At 63.5% G+C, this 14,358-nt stretch carries 7 protein-coding genes; 5 read left to right on the forward strand and 2 right to left on the reverse strand.

Annotation, left to right across the window (positions count from 1 at the left end; all coding sequences use genetic code 11):
• Window positions 1–5: 5 nt before the first annotated feature.
• Window positions 6–1,715, reverse strand: coding sequence for a sensor histidine kinase (locus A6A04_RS00350; RefSeq protein ID WP_068489268.1), 1,710 nt, complete (start codon window positions 1,713–1,715; stop codon window positions 6–8).
• A gap of 174 nt (window positions 1,716–1,889) precedes the next feature.
• Entirely contained in the window at window positions 1,890–3,752 is a 1,863-nt protein-coding gene (locus A6A04_RS00355) for a diguanylate cyclase (RefSeq protein ID WP_068489269.1), read from the reverse strand.
• A 347-nt stretch (window positions 3,753–4,099) separates the two neighbouring features.
• Here A6A04_RS00355 and A6A04_RS23010 point away from each other — a divergent pair, with 347 nt between their 5' ends.
• The 5 genes from A6A04_RS23010 to A6A04_RS00385 all read left to right on the forward strand — a co-directional run bounded on the left by A6A04_RS23010 (window position 4,100) and on the right by A6A04_RS00385 (window position 14,324).
• Window positions 4,100–6,607: an ATP-binding protein gene (locus tag A6A04_RS23010; protein ID WP_245651031.1), complete on the forward strand. Its 2,508-nt coding sequence runs from the start codon at window positions 4,100–4,102 to the stop codon at window positions 6,605–6,607.
• Between the two features lie 96 nt (window positions 6,608–6,703).
• On the forward strand, window positions 6,704–7,540 hold the full coding sequence (locus tag A6A04_RS00370) for a PhnD/SsuA/transferrin family substrate-binding protein (protein WP_068489338.1): 837 nt from the start codon (window positions 6,704–6,706) through the stop codon (window positions 7,538–7,540).
• Between the two features lie 21 nt (window positions 7,541–7,561).
• Window positions 7,562–10,924, forward strand: a complete 3,363-nt coding sequence (locus tag A6A04_RS00375) for a response regulator (protein ID WP_068489272.1) — start codon at window positions 7,562–7,564, stop codon at window positions 10,922–10,924.
• Between the two features lie 119 nt (window positions 10,925–11,043).
• Window positions 11,044–11,253 (forward strand): hypothetical protein, encoded by a 210-nt coding sequence (locus tag A6A04_RS00380; protein WP_068489273.1) that lies wholly within the window; start codon window positions 11,044–11,046, stop codon window positions 11,251–11,253.
• A 140-nt stretch (window positions 11,254–11,393) separates the two neighbouring features.
• Entirely contained in the window at window positions 11,394–14,324 is a 2,931-nt protein-coding gene (locus tag A6A04_RS00385) for an ATP-binding protein (RefSeq protein WP_068489274.1), read from the forward strand.
• Window positions 14,325–14,358: the final 34 nt, after the last annotated feature.

Below are 14,358 nucleotides of genomic sequence, written 5' to 3' on the forward strand. Positions count from 1 at the left end.
GGGTGTCAGGACGCCTGGGCCATCATTGGCCCGATATCGCCAGGATCGGGCCGCCCCATGGGCAGAGTGAAGTGCAGCAGCATGCCGCCTGCCGCCAGCGCCTCCGTCCACATCCGTCCGCCGTGCAGATGGACGATCTTGCGGCATAGCGCCAGGCTGAGGGGGCGGCCGCCCGCGGTTGCAAAGTCACTGCCCGCCCCGAATAGGGCGAAGGTGGCGCCTTGATGGAGCAACGGCGATCCCTGGCTCAGCGGTAGGGTGAAATGCCACATATCGCCCTCGGAGGCGACGTCCAGGTGAATGGTCTGTTCCTGGGATTCGGCCACACAAAGCAGATGGTGGCATAGGCTGGCCAACTGCTGGCGGTCGCCGGTCACCACCGGCAGGGTTGGAAGAGTGACGCTGTCGGCTGCCGCCTCGGACGGGCGCTGCAAGTTTTCCATCGCCTCGTGCATCAGGCTGGCCATGGGAACCCGGGTCGGTTCGAACCGGGTGTGCAACCCCAGAGCCAGATACCGCTGCAATGCCTCCAACTGCCGCTTCATGCGGAAGGTTCCCGAGCGGATGAAGGCCACGTATTCCTGCATATCGGTATCGGCCCCGGCGGCTACCCTGCGGATCAGCAGCTGGGAATAGGACAGCACCGTCCGCAGCGGCTCCTGCAAGTGGTGGGCGGAGACCTCCGCCACCTGCCGCAATTCTTCGTTGGCCAATTCCAGGTCCGACGAATGACGGGCCAGCAAATGTTCCATGGCCTCGCGTTCCAGCAATTGGCGTCGCAGCAGCCAGGTGGCCCAGGCGGTGGCCAAGGCCAGCGGCAGGGCGATCATCAGCAATCGCAGCGCATCGGCCTGCCAAAGCGCGACCACATCGTCATGGGCGCTGGATACCGAAACCACGGCCGGAAAGCCTTCGATCAGACGATAGCTGGCCAGACGCAGCTTATTGTCGGTAGCCACCACTTGGGTATAGCTGCCCTTGGGGGCCTGGGGCAGATAGGTCTTGAACAATGGCCCATTGGCGAAGGATTTTTCCATCAGCGAGCTATCGAACGGTCCGCGCGCCAGCAGGCGGCCATCGGCGCGAAACAGACCGATGGCGCCGTTTGGGCGCGAGCGGACCGAGTCGAACAGGGCATTCATCTGTTCCAGCCGCACCATGGCCGCCACCACCGCCAGCAGTTTCCCCGCCGGGTCACGGTGGGCAATGCTGATGGGCAGGACCCAGGTGTTGCTGACCCGGCTGACGATGGCCTGACCGAGAAAGATGCCCGAGCCTGGAGTACGGTGGACGCTGACATAGTCGCGGTCGCCGACCGAGACAGTCGGGTCCGGGCGCTCTGGATAGCTGTGCAGGTAGCGGCCGTCCGGGGTCAGGACGCGCACCCCGGCCAGCATGGGAACCTCGCCGATCAGGCGGCCGAGGTCGGATGCGAAAATCGGATCGAATGCCGGGATGGCGCGGTCGCGGTGCAGGCGGTCGCTGATGGTGCTGAGCACCATCTTCGCCTGGTTCAGGGTGCCCCCCGCCTGAAGCACCAAAGTGTCGGCCAGCCGGTCATTTTCCAGCCGCTGGCGCTCCAGCAAGTGCTCCCGGCGGTCATGGGCGATGTAGGAAAATGTGGCCAGGATGAATGTGATCACCGCCACCCCGAACATCAGGATGCGGGTGCTGGCCCGGATAGTCTTGTTCTGGATATTGGTTAAGGCTGGCAATGCCGCTGACCGTCCCGTGCTGCTCGATCCACCACATGCTTTCGGCGCGACGACACTAGCCAATGGTAATCATCTTGGAAAGACAGGATACGGGGGCCGGGCATGGGGTGAAGCGCATGGCAATCATGCAACTTCGCCCCAGCCCAAGGCGATACGGGCGTCCCGTCGACGCCGTCAGTATTCCTTCTTGTTTTCCCACATGGATTCGGTGAAGCGCACCACCCGGTTGCGGCCGCTTTCCTTGGCCTGGTACAGCGCCACATCGGCGAACTTCACCGCCTGCCAGAAGGTGTCGCTGTCGGTGGGGAAGTCGGCGAGGCCGATGGAGATGGTCTTGCGCAGAACCACCGATCCGGTCTGCACCGACAGGGCTTCCACCGCGGCGCGGATCTTCTCGGCGACCTGATCCGCGTCGGCCGAAGGGGTGTCCACCAGGACAATCAGGAACTCCTCGCCGCCGAAGCGGATGACCAGATCCGACGACCGCACCGACTGGCGCAGCACCTTGGCCAAGGCCTTCAGCACCGCGTCGCCCGCGTCGTGGCCGTAGGTGTCGTTGACCATCTTGAAGTGGTCGAGGTCCAGCATCATGACGGTCAGGCCGCTCTTGCGCCGATGGACATTGGCCACCAGGGTGTCCACATACTCTTCGAGGAACCGCCGGTTGTTGAGGCCCGTCATGGGGTCGCTGAGGCTGGATTCCCGCAGGGTCTCCATCAGGCGCTTGGTTTCCAGCACCGGAGCCGCCTCACGCAGATACACATTGACGAAGGGAATCTGGCTTTGCAGCCGGGCCTCGTTCTCGGGGCTGGCCACCAGTTGCAGCACATTGCCCACCGAGCCCGACTGGATGATGGGCAGACAGATATGCTTGTACCCTTCGACCTTTTCCTCGGGCTGGAAGGCGTAGCAGATGGCGGGGCTGGTGATGCCGTCCACCACGTGGCCGGTGCGCCGCGCCCGGCAGCCCTCGCTGCGCACCAGGATCTGCGGGTCGCACCAGCGGCAGGAGGTGTCGGGCACCCCGTCCACGAACAGCGGCGTCATCTGGTTCTTGTTGGGCACGATCTCGTAGAGCGAGAAGGTCTTGATGTCGAATTCATTCTCGAGCATGCGGGCCAGGCGCTGGTGGATTTCCGCCTTGGTCTCGTCCTCCTCGATGGCCTGCTTGAACCGGGCCGCCCGGGACAGACCGTCCACCATGTCGATGGTGGCGTTCAACAGATTCTCGTCGGGGCTGGGGGTGCGGTTGGTCAACCGCGCCACGCTTTCGCCGATGCGGTTGAGGCCGCTGTCCAGGAAGGTCAGCAACCGGTTCATGTCGGTGGCGATCTGGCCGACCTCGTCCTCGGTGCGCTGTTCCACCTGGCCCTTGAAGTCGCCGCGAAGGGCACGCTGGACCGCCAGTTCCACGTTGAAGGCGGTCAGGGACACCGGCTGGATCACCCGGCGGATCAGATAGAAGGTGACGGCGCTGAACAGGGCGACGATGCCGACGATGCCGGCCACGGTCAGCAGGGCCTTGGTCTTCAGGTCCTCGATGGACATGGACAGGGTCACGGCGCCCAGCACCGAGCCTTCCGGCACCTGATGGCATTGCAGGCAGTTGGGAGAGCCCCGGGTGGACGCGACAAAGGGAATGGTGCCGCGGAACAAGGTGCCGTCGGGGCCTTCCTCGACGCGATAATGCGGCTTGCCGTCGCGCAGGACCTGCTGCTCGACGTCATCATTGGGAGCCTCGCGGCCCAAGCCCTTGCCGAACTGCTGTTCCACCAGTGGCGAGCGCACGACCTGGGCCGATGCCAGGCCCTGAACCTCCATCAGGCGCTGCAGAAAGCTCTCCCGCTTGTCGATGACGCCGTTGATCATGGATTCGGTCAAATGGACCCGGACGATTTCGGCGGCCGTGCGAATATGGTCCGTCGCCGAAGCGATGGAGAATGAACGGAAGGCATACAGATTGATGGCCACCAACATGATGACCAAGCTGACGGCCATGGCGACGAAGAACATCGTCACCTTAGAGTTCAGGCTCATAATCGTCTTCTTCCCCACTCGGTGGCGCGCCCTGTTCCATTCCCATTTCGGGTGGATACCCCGTTCAATCCATCACCCGATATTCTGCATTGGAAATGTATCTTTGGACGCCAATTGTCATATCTTAGTCATTGGTTGAAGTCGGTGCAATCGGATGAAGCAAAGGCCTATGCAAACGGATAGGGCATCACTTACGGACACTCACCTCATAGGCCCTTCTGAAAATCCCGTGAATAGGGTAGTCTATGTCAAAGGTCTTAGGGGCTGTGCCGGAAGCAGGCGCAGGCCCCTCCTGGGACCCATCAGCCAGAAAGATGCTGAACATGTCATCGTCGGCACCGGAATCCGTGCCAGCCACTTCACCGGAACGTACGGCGCGGGGTGCCGTCACCGCGGCGACCATAGGCGCCCTGGCGGTGTTGTGGGCCATGTTCGGGCTGTGGATTTTCACCTTTCATGCCGAACATCGCCGGGGGGTGGAGCAAGGGCTGAACCGTCAGCGCGAGGTGGTGGAAGAACAGGTCAATGGCGTCTTCAAGATCACCGAGACCTTTCTGGTGGCTGCGGATCGCTGGGTCGCCGACCATCCGGGGCGCGATCCGCGCAATGACCCCTCCTTCGCCGATCTTGTCCGCGAATTCCAGCGGGTGACCGACCAGGCCATGCTGGTGCGGCTGGTGGCCGAGGATGGCAGCCTGTATCTGGTTCCGGATACCCCTGGGGCAAAGGCGGCGAATGTGGTCGACCGCGACTATTTCCGCGAGACCATGAAGGAGCCGCCGGGGCGGATCTATATCAGCGCGCCGTTCCAGGGCCGCTCCACCGGCCGCTGGGCCATCGCCGTCGCCAAGCGTTTGTCGGTGCCGCATCACGGTGCGGTCATCGTCTTCGTCGCCATCGAGCAAGGCTTGCTGGACTCGGCCTTCGCCAAGGCCCAGGTCGGTCCCGAAGGGGCCATCTCACTGTTGCGCGCCGATGGCATCTTGCTGTCGCGCTCCGCGACCCGGCCGTCCGACTTGGGCAAGGACCTGTCGGGATCGGTGATCTTCACCGAGGGGCTGCCCAAGGCCAGGGAAGGGGTGCTGATCACCACGGGGACATTGACCGATGGCATTCCCAAGCTGCTGTCCTATGGGAGTCTGCCTACCTATCCGCTGGTGATCGCGGTGGGGACATCGCTGAGTTCGGTCAGTGCCATCGCCTGGGAAGCCGGTTGGCGGGGTGTCCTGGCCCTGTCGGTCATCAGCGCCCTGGCCCTGCTGTCGCGGCGCCAGATCATGCGCCTGATCGACGATCTGGCTTCCAGCCGCCAGGATCTCATGGTTTCGCACGATCGTCTGAGCCAGGAAGTGGATGAGCGCCGGCAGGTGGAGGTCGCCCTCAATCGGACCGAGGCCGATCTGCGGGCCATTCTCGATAACATGCTGGATGTGTTTTACCGAACCGGCCCGGACGGGCGGGTCACCATCATTTCCCGTTCAGTCCAGGACGTCCTTGGCTTCTCGCAAGCCGATGTGCTGGGGCAGTTCGCCAATGACTTCCATTTCGACGCCGATGGACGCGAGCGGCTGCAGGCGGCCTTGGCCGCCAATGGTGGCAGCGTGGTGGATTTCGATCTGCGCATGCGCCACAAGCAGGGGCATCCGGTCTGGGTCGCCACCAGTTCGCATCTGGTGATGGATCACGAGGGCCACTTTGCCGGTATTGAAGGGGTCTTCCGCAGTATCGAGGAACGCAAGGCGGTGGAAAAGGCGCTGCGCAATCACGCCAGCCAGATTGAATCGCTGATCAATGCCTCGTCGGATGCCACCATGCTGTTCGAGCTGGACGGAACCATCCTGGCGGTCAATACCGTCCTGGCCGCCCGCTTCGGCAAGACGCCCCAGGAATTGCGGGGAACCAATCTTTGGGCCTTGTTCCCGCCAGAGGTCGCCGAGGCCCGCAAGGTCGCAACGGCACGGGTGGTGGAAACCGGTCATGCCGTTCATTTCCTCGACCGGCGCGGCGAGCTGCATTTCGACAATTCCATCTATCCGGTGGCGGGGGCCGATGGGGTGATCGACAAGGTGGCGGTCTATTCCCGCGACATCACCGAGCAGACCCTGATCGAGGAGCGCATCGGCCGCTATATCGCGGAGATCGAGCGATCCAACGCCGAACTGGAACAGTTCGCCTATGTGGCCAGCCACGACCTGCGCGAGCCGTTGCGCATGATCACCAGTTATCTCACCCTGATCGAGCGTCGCTACGGCACCCATCTGGAAGGGGACGGGCTGGAGTTCCTGGCTTTTGCCCGCGACGGCGCCACGCGCATGGACAGGCTGGTGCTTGATCTGCTGGAATATTCCCGCATCGACCGACGTGGCGATCCCATCGTGTCCATGCCGGTCGTCCCGGCCATTCGACAGGCCATGCAGCATCTGGCGGTGGCGATCGAGGAAAGCGGAGCCACGGTCACGCTGGACGAAAGCTGTGGCGACGCCATGGTGATGGGCGATCAGAACCAGATCATCCGCCTGTTCCAGAACCTGATCGGCAATGCCATCAAGTACCAGCATGGCGAACGTCCCCCCCGGATCGACCTGAAATGGCGGCTGGTGGACGGCGTCTGGGAATTCAGCATCGCCGACAACGGCATCGGCATCGAGCCCCAGTATTTCGAGCGGATCTTCGGCATTTTCCAGCGCCTGCATACCCGCGACCGTTATGAAGGCACCGGAATCGGCCTTGCCGTCTGCCGCAAGATCGTCGAGCGCCATGGCGGCCGCATCTGGCTGGCGTCGGAGTCTGGCGTTGGAACCACCTTCTTCCTGACCCTGCGTGATGCGGCGGGAGTGCCCCCAGGAGGCGAATAATCCTGGGACGGGCGACTATTTACCGCTGGTTCATGCTCGACCATAACCATGTTCACCGGATTGGTTTACACGACCTGTGCCGCCAAGGGGGATGTCATGATCTGTCGTAACATTGTTGTCGCCGTGCTGATTGGACTGGTGTGGTCCATGTCGGCCAGGGCCGAGACCTTGACCTTCGCCCCCTTGCCCATGGAGACGCCCGAGACGGTGCTGAAGCAGTTCAAGCCCATGCTCGGTCATCTGGAAAAGACCCTCGACGTCAGCTTCAAGGTGGAGTTTTCCAGCGATTACGCCGAAATCCTCGCCAAGTTCGAGGCGGGCAAGATCGACGTCGCCTATCTGGGGCCGCTGCCCTATCTCACCCTGCGCGACCGTATCGCCGCCGCCACGCCCCTGGTGCAATTCAAGGAAGCGTCCGGTTCCGCCACCTATACCTGCGCCATCATAGCTCCCGCCGATGCCAAGCCCGATTTGCGCAACCTCAAGGGGCGCAAGGTGGCGCTGACCCAGCCGTTATCCACTTGCGGCTATCTGTCCACCGATGGCCTGCTGCGTCAGGCGGGATCGGATCTGGCCCGCAACCGCTATCGCTATGTGGATAAGCATGATGAGGTTGCGCTGGCGGTGGCGCGTGGCGAATTCGACCTGGGCGGCCTCAAGACCGCCATCGGACGCAAATACGCCCATATGGGACTGGTGGTTGTGGCGGAATCGGCGCCGTTGCCCGGCTTCGCCCTGGTGGTCAATGCCCGCACGGTATCCAAGGAGCGTCTGGCCCAATTGCGTGATGCCGTGATCGCCGCCGACCCCGACAAGGCCAAGACCTGGGGCGACAATATCCGCCATGGAGCGGTTCCCGCCTTTGATGGCGACTACGATGCCCTGCGCCGCTTGCGTCGCGGCACCGCCATTCCGCAGACCGGAAACTTCTGATCCGGAGCCGGGAGCCATCCTATGGGCCGCATCATCGTCGTCTTCGTGCTTCTTGAGCTGCTGGCCCTCTCGTTCCTGAACATGGTGCGGCTTGACCGGGAACGCCAGCACCTGGATCAGTACACGGCGGTGTTGGAAACCGCCTATGGTTCCAGTCTCCAGATGTACCGCCTGGCCATGGAACTGACCTATTTCGATCTGGTCGGGCGGCCCGAGGTGGTGGACATCGTCGCCCGCGCTGCCGTGGCGGGGGATGAGGAAAAGTCCCTGCTGCGGGGCAGGCTCTATCGCCGCCTGTATCCGCTGTATCAGGAACTGCAGCGGCGCAATCTTCGCCAGTTGCATTTCCATTTGTCCGACGGCACCAGCTTCCTTCGCTTTCACCAGCCCGACCGCTTCGGCGATCTCCTGTCCGATGTGCGTCCCTCCATCCGCATCGCCAATACCGAGCATCGCCCGGTCCAGGGCTTCGAGGCCGGACGGATAGCCTCGGGCTTTCGCTTCGTCCATCCCATCAGTTCCGATGGCCGTCATGTGGGCAGTGTCGAGACCAGCCTGACCTTCAAGGCGATCCGCGACGCCATGGCCGAGTTGGACGGATCGAGGGAATACGCCTTCGTCATTCGCCGTGACGTGGTCGAGACCGTGCTGTTCGCCAGTCAATCCAGCCTTTATGCCCCCTCGGCTCTCAGCCCCGACTTCCTGGTGGAGGATGTGGGCGTCAGGTTGGTCGATAGCGCGCCGCCGCTGTCGGAGATGGCCCAGATCCTGAACCGCGAACTGGCCACCCGTCCCGATGTGACGCGGCGCATGCTGGCGGGCGAAACCTTCACGATCAGGGCGGACCAGGGCGGCAACCCCCATGCGGTATCCCTTGTGGCGGTCCGCGACGTGGGGGGCAAAGCCGCCGGCTATGTCATTTCCTATGTGCCGGCGCCGGTGCTCCATGCCATCACCAACGACTTCCTGGTCTCGCTGGTGGTTGTGACCCTGATGCTGCTGGCGGGCTGCGTCCTGTTCGTGCGGCTGCAGCGGGGAGCCAAGGCACTGGAGCACGAGCGGACCAGCCTCAAGGCCATCACCGACACCATGGCCGATGGCCTGTTCGTCATGGACAATCACGGCTTGATCGTCCTGGCCAATCCGGCGGCCTGCGGCCTGCTTGGATACAGTGAAGCGGAGATGGTGGGGCGACAGGCCCATGCGCTGTTTCACTCCCATGCGGTCAATGATCACCTTCCCATTTCCGAGTGTCCGGTGTTCAAGGCGGTCAGCCGTGGCCGGCCGTATTCCGGCGAGGAATCCTTCTGCCATCGCGATGGCCGCATCATTCCCATGGAAGTGGCCTCGACGCCGCTGGTGCGCCAAGGCGAGTTGCGGGGGTCGGTCAACGCCTTCCGCGACATTACCCTGCGCAAGGAAACCGAGCAGGCCCTGATCCGGGCCAAGCAGGGGGCCGAGCGGGCCAGTCAGGCCAAGTCCGAGTTCCTGGCCACCATGAGCCATGAAATCCGCACCCCCATGAACGGGGTGATCGGTATGACCGGCCTGTTGCTGGATACCCCGCTTACGGGCGACCAGCGCTATTTCGCGGAAACCATCCGTGATTCGGCCGAATCGCTGCTGACCGTCATCAACGATATCCTGGATTTTTCCAAGATGGAGGCGGGCAAGCTCGATCTCGACTACACCGATTTCCAGATCCTGCCGCTGGTGGAAAGTATCGTCGACATCCTGGCGCCCCGCGCCCATGCCAAGGGCATCGAGATGGCCAGTCTGACCGAGCCGGGACTGCCCATGCTGGTCCGCGGCGATCCGGGACGACTGCGCCAGATCCTGATGAATCTGGCGGGTAACGCCGTCAAGTTCACCGCCAGCGGTGGCGTCTCCCTGGAAGTCACCCAGATTGGCGCCGAAAGCGGTCGGGTTTCCATCCGCTTCGAGGTCCGCGACAGCGGCATCGGCATCCCGGAAGAAGCGCGCGATCGCCTGTTCTCCATGTTCACCCAGGTGGATGCATCCACGGCACGGCGCTATGGCGGCACCGGGCTGGGCTTGGCCATCTCCCGCCGGTTGGCGGAATTGATGGGGGGAGATATCGGCTTCGACAGCCGCGAGGGGATCGGCAGCCGTTTCTGGATCACCATTCCTCTGGAGGTTGTCGCGGTGGCGCTGCCACCCCAGGTCAGCCTGGCTGGGCGGCGATTGCTGCTGGTGGACGACAATCCCATCAACCGGGATGTGCTGGAACGCCAGCTCAAGGGCTTCGGCATCGTCACCGCAGCCTGCGAGGACGCCCAGTCGGCCATGTCCGAATTGACCCGCGCCATGGGCGCCGAGGGCTGGGAGGCGGTGATGATCGATGCCCAGATGCCGGGGGTCAACGGCTTGGATCTGGTGCGGATGATCCGGGCGGTACCGGCGCTGGCGGGGCTCAAACTGATCATTACCTCGTCCCAGGGGGCGGTGGTTTCCGCCGAGGAGGGCGGCTACGACGCATTCCTGCACAAGCCGCTGCGCCAGCAGGCCATCCTGGATGCCCTGGCCCGGGTCCTGGGGCTGGTCGATGCCGAGGCCCCCGCCCGGTTGGAGGATGTCGGCAACGGCGACGAAGGCGCTCCCGCCGGGAGAAGGCTGCGGATTCTGGTGGCCGAGGACAATCCGGTGAACCAGCAGGTGGCCATCGGCCTACTGCGCAAGCTCGGCCATTCGGTCGATGTGGCCGGAGACGGCGTGGAAGCCGTGGAATCGGTGCGGAGCCGTCCCTATGATCTGGTGCTGATGGACGTCCAGATGCCGGAAATGGACGGCTTGGAAGCCACCAGGGCCATACGGGGTTTGGGCGGGCGGGCGGCGGGCATTCCCATTGTCGCCATGACCGCCAATGCCATGCGCGGCGACGAAACCATGTGTCTGGAGGCCGGCATGGATGGCTATATCAGCAAGCCCATCGACCGGGCCAAACTGCGCGAGGTGGTGTCACGCCATGCCGATACCCTTGGCGCGGCGCCAGCCATGCCTTGCGCCCCGGCCACGGTTCCCGCCGAACCGGCAGTGGATTTCAGTGTCCTGGATACCCTGGCCGAGGATATCGAGGTGGAAACGGTCGTGGCGATTCTGGCGCGCTTCCACGAAGACGGCCTGGAGCGGGCCGCCGCTGCCAGGGCAGCCCTGCAGGCGGGGGATCTCGATCAGGTCAAGCGCGAGGGCCACACCCTGAAGGGAGCCGCGGCCAGTACCGGCTTGCTGGCCATCCGTAACGCGGGCCTCGCCCTGGAAAATGCCGCCAAGGCCGGACAGGGAATTCATGAGGCCCTGGCCGAGTTGGATCGCCTGCTGGCGCAATTGCCGGGGTGCCTGGCCGGAACACCCTACGAAATCTAGGGTGTCGGGGGCTCATTGCTGCTGTGCTTCGCGTGCTGCTGCCATGCAGCCTCCGCAGGCACGGGAAACCAGCGACTGTCATATAATGAGTCGGCTCTCAATCGAGAGAGGAGACCGCAATGATAGAGAATCCGACATTCGCCGTGCTGGCAGCCAGCAGCCACTTGGCTACGGGCCTGCTGCAGGTGCTCGCCCCCCGCGAAACCAGGGATGTGCGGTGTGAAGCCGCCGAGAAGGCGCGTGTCGCCCAGCCCATTTGCCTTGGAGATGTCGGCTGGTGCGACCATTACGGCCACCGCCACGGCGACGTGGATGTGGAACGGCTCTGAGCCCTCCCTCCGCTCGACCCTGACCAAAGTGCCGTCGCTTCTGTCGACGGCACTTTGGTTTTATGACCTCGATTCGCCATTCTCCCCTTGCATGTGTCGGTATATGATACGTTTGGTATAAGCCGCTGGAGCGGGGTGGGATGGGCGAGGATGCCGACCTCTCCGAGGTGATCGGGCGTAACCAGGATATTTGCGCCCGCGAGCCGATTCGTACCGTTGGTGCCGTTCAGCCCCATGGTTGTCTCATTGGTCTGGATGCCCGTTCGCTTGGGTTGGTGACCCGCAGCGCCAATCTCGATGCTCTGGTGGGCGAGATTCGCTTGGGCGAGGTCCCGTCCTGGCTGGGGGGAGAGGTGCTGGAGACTTGCCGGGGCCTGGTGCGCCAGGGGGGCGGCGACGTGGTGATGGAAACCACGATTGTCGGGGTCGGGCAGGTCGAGTTGCGTTGTTTCCTCTCGGGACGCGAGGCGTTCTGTGAATTCGAGCCACCCTGGTCGGCCGAAGCCATTCGCGAGCTTTCTGGATTTGAACGTGTGCTGGTCTATCGCTTTGATGCCGATGGCAATGGCGATGTGGTCGGCGAAAGCCTGGTGGGCGACTGGACGCAATCCTTCCTGGGACTGCGCTTTCCCGCCAGTGACATCCCATCCCAGGCCCGCGCGCTCTACCGCGAAACCCGAGACCGGTGGGTGCCCACCCGGGATTATGAACCGGTGCCCTTGGTTCCCGGCAGCTCGCGTCAGGGGCGGGAATTCGATCTGGGGCCATGTTCGTTCCGCAGTGTTTCCCCCATCCATCGTCTCTACCAGCGCAATATCGATGTGGATGGTTCCATGTCCGTCTCGGTGATGCGCGATGGCCGTCTGTGGGGATTGGTGATTGGCCACCATCGGCGGCCGCATCGGGTTTCGGCCTTGGTTCGCCGTCAGGTGGTGGCCATCGCCCAGGCATTTTCCATGCGCCTTGACTCGCAGCTGAGTCGCGATGCCAAGGAAGAGTTCGAGCGCGACATGCAGGCCTATTCCGCCATGCTGGGAAAGCTGGCGGCGGCCGACGACTTCCTCGCCGCCCTGACCGAAGGGCGGCCGAGCATCCTGGATTTGTTGCTTGGCTGCTGCGGAGCGGCCGTGGTGTGGGAGGACGGCCCCCAGGTCCGGGTGCGGGGCCTGGGGGCGGTGCCGCCCGATCAGGATATGGCGACCCTGGTGGCCTGGATCAGGGGGCAAAGCAGCGGCGCCATCTTTGCCACCGATTGCCTGCCCATCCGCTATCCGGCCTACCAGATTCATCAGGAGATGGCCAGCGGCGTCCTGGCTTGCTTCTTCGACGATTCTCGTCGCCCCGTCCTGCTGCTGTTCCGTCCGGAAGTGGTCCGTTCGGTGGCGTGGGCGGGCAAGCCGGAGAAGTCCGAGGCGCCTGACGGCAGTTTCAGCCTGCCCCGGCGCTCCTTCGACCGCTGGGTCGAGGTCCGCCACGGCCATTCACAGCCCTGGCAGTCCTGGGAACTGGACATAGCCGCCATCATCAGTTCCACGGTCAACCACGTCATCATCCGCCAGCGCCGCCGTATCGAGGATTTGAACGTGGAAGTGGAGCGTTTCACCCAGGCGCTCGATCTCAGTTCGACCACGCTGTACCACCAGGATCGCACCTTGCGATACATCTGGATTCATAACCCGGATATCGGACTGGGCCGAAAGGCGCAGGGCAAGACCGATTGGGAGGTCTTCGATCCGGAATTGGCGGCCCGCGTGGTCGCGGTCAAGCGGCAGGTGCTGGACAGCGGCCAGGGGGCGCGGGTGGCCATCCCGTCCCGGCCCAATGATCCCATGGCCGAATGGTACGATCTATCGGTGGAGCCGCTGAAGGATGAGGATGGCTATGTGACCGGGCTGTCTTGCGCCGGGGTTCGCATTACCGAACGCAAGCGGGCGGAAGAGGCGCTGCGCCGCAATGAGGCGCTGCTGCGCGAGGTGCAGCAGATCGCTCAACTGGGGCACTATGTCTACGATGTCGGCGCCGATCACTGGGAAAGCTCGCCGGTTCTGGACTCGATCCTCGGCATTGGTCCCGACTTCATCCGGGATTCCGCCCATGCTCTTGATCTTGCCGCCGCCGGATTGGACGGTACCGTGATGCCGCTGCTAGAACGGTTGATGCAGGGAGAACAGGACTTCTTCGACATGGTCTTCCAGATTCGCCGCCACGATGACGGACGCCGCCGCTGGGTGGCCAGTGTCGGCCATCTGGAGCGCGACGAGTCGGGGGCCCCGGTTCGGGTCATCGGCAGCATTCACGACATCAATGATCGCGTCGAGGCGGAGAGGAATCTGCGAGAGGTCCATGCCGACCTGGATCAACAGGCGAAGGAACTGGCTCGCTCCAACGCTGAACTGGAGCAGTTCGCCTATGTGGCCTCCCACGATCTTCGCCAGCCGTTGCGCATGGTCACCGCCTATCTTGGCCTGTTGCGGAAAAAGCTGGGTGCCGACCTGGACCAGGATGCCCGGACCTTCATGGATTTTGCCACGGATGGTGCCAGACGCATGGATCGGCTGATCGTCGACCTGCTGGAATATTCCAAGCTGGGGCGCAACCAGCGTCCGTTCGAGCCGGTTCCACTGAATGAGGTTCTTACCGAATGCTTGCGCTATCTCCGGCTTGCCATCGAGGATGTCGGCGCGGAGGTTGTGCTGGCCGATGACCTGCCGGTGGTCCTTGGCGATCGCGGCGAACTCCTGCGGCTGTTCCAGAACCTGATCGGCAATGCCGTCAAGTACAGGGCGCCGGATCGGCCCCCCCGGGTCACCGTTGGATGCCGTATGGTGAAGCAGGATTGGGAGTTCCACGTCACCGATAATGGCATCGGTATCGCCGCCAGCGACTTCGACCGCGCCTTCGCCGTCTTCCAGCGCTTGGTGTCCGCCGACGACTATGATGGAACCGGAATAGGCCTGTCCGCCTGCAAGAAGATCGTGGAAAGCCACGGCGGCCGCATCTGGATCGACTCCGAACTGGGCCACGGAACCAGCATGCGCTTCAGCTTGCCGGATCGCTTGGCGTCATGCTGAAAGCTCGTGAATTTGGGGGAAGCCGCCTGAAGGC

It is taken from the genome of Paramagnetospirillum marisnigri, from assembly GCF_001650715.1.
Classification (GTDB): domain Bacteria; phylum Pseudomonadota; class Alphaproteobacteria; order Rhodospirillales; family Magnetospirillaceae; genus Phaeospirillum; species Phaeospirillum marisnigri.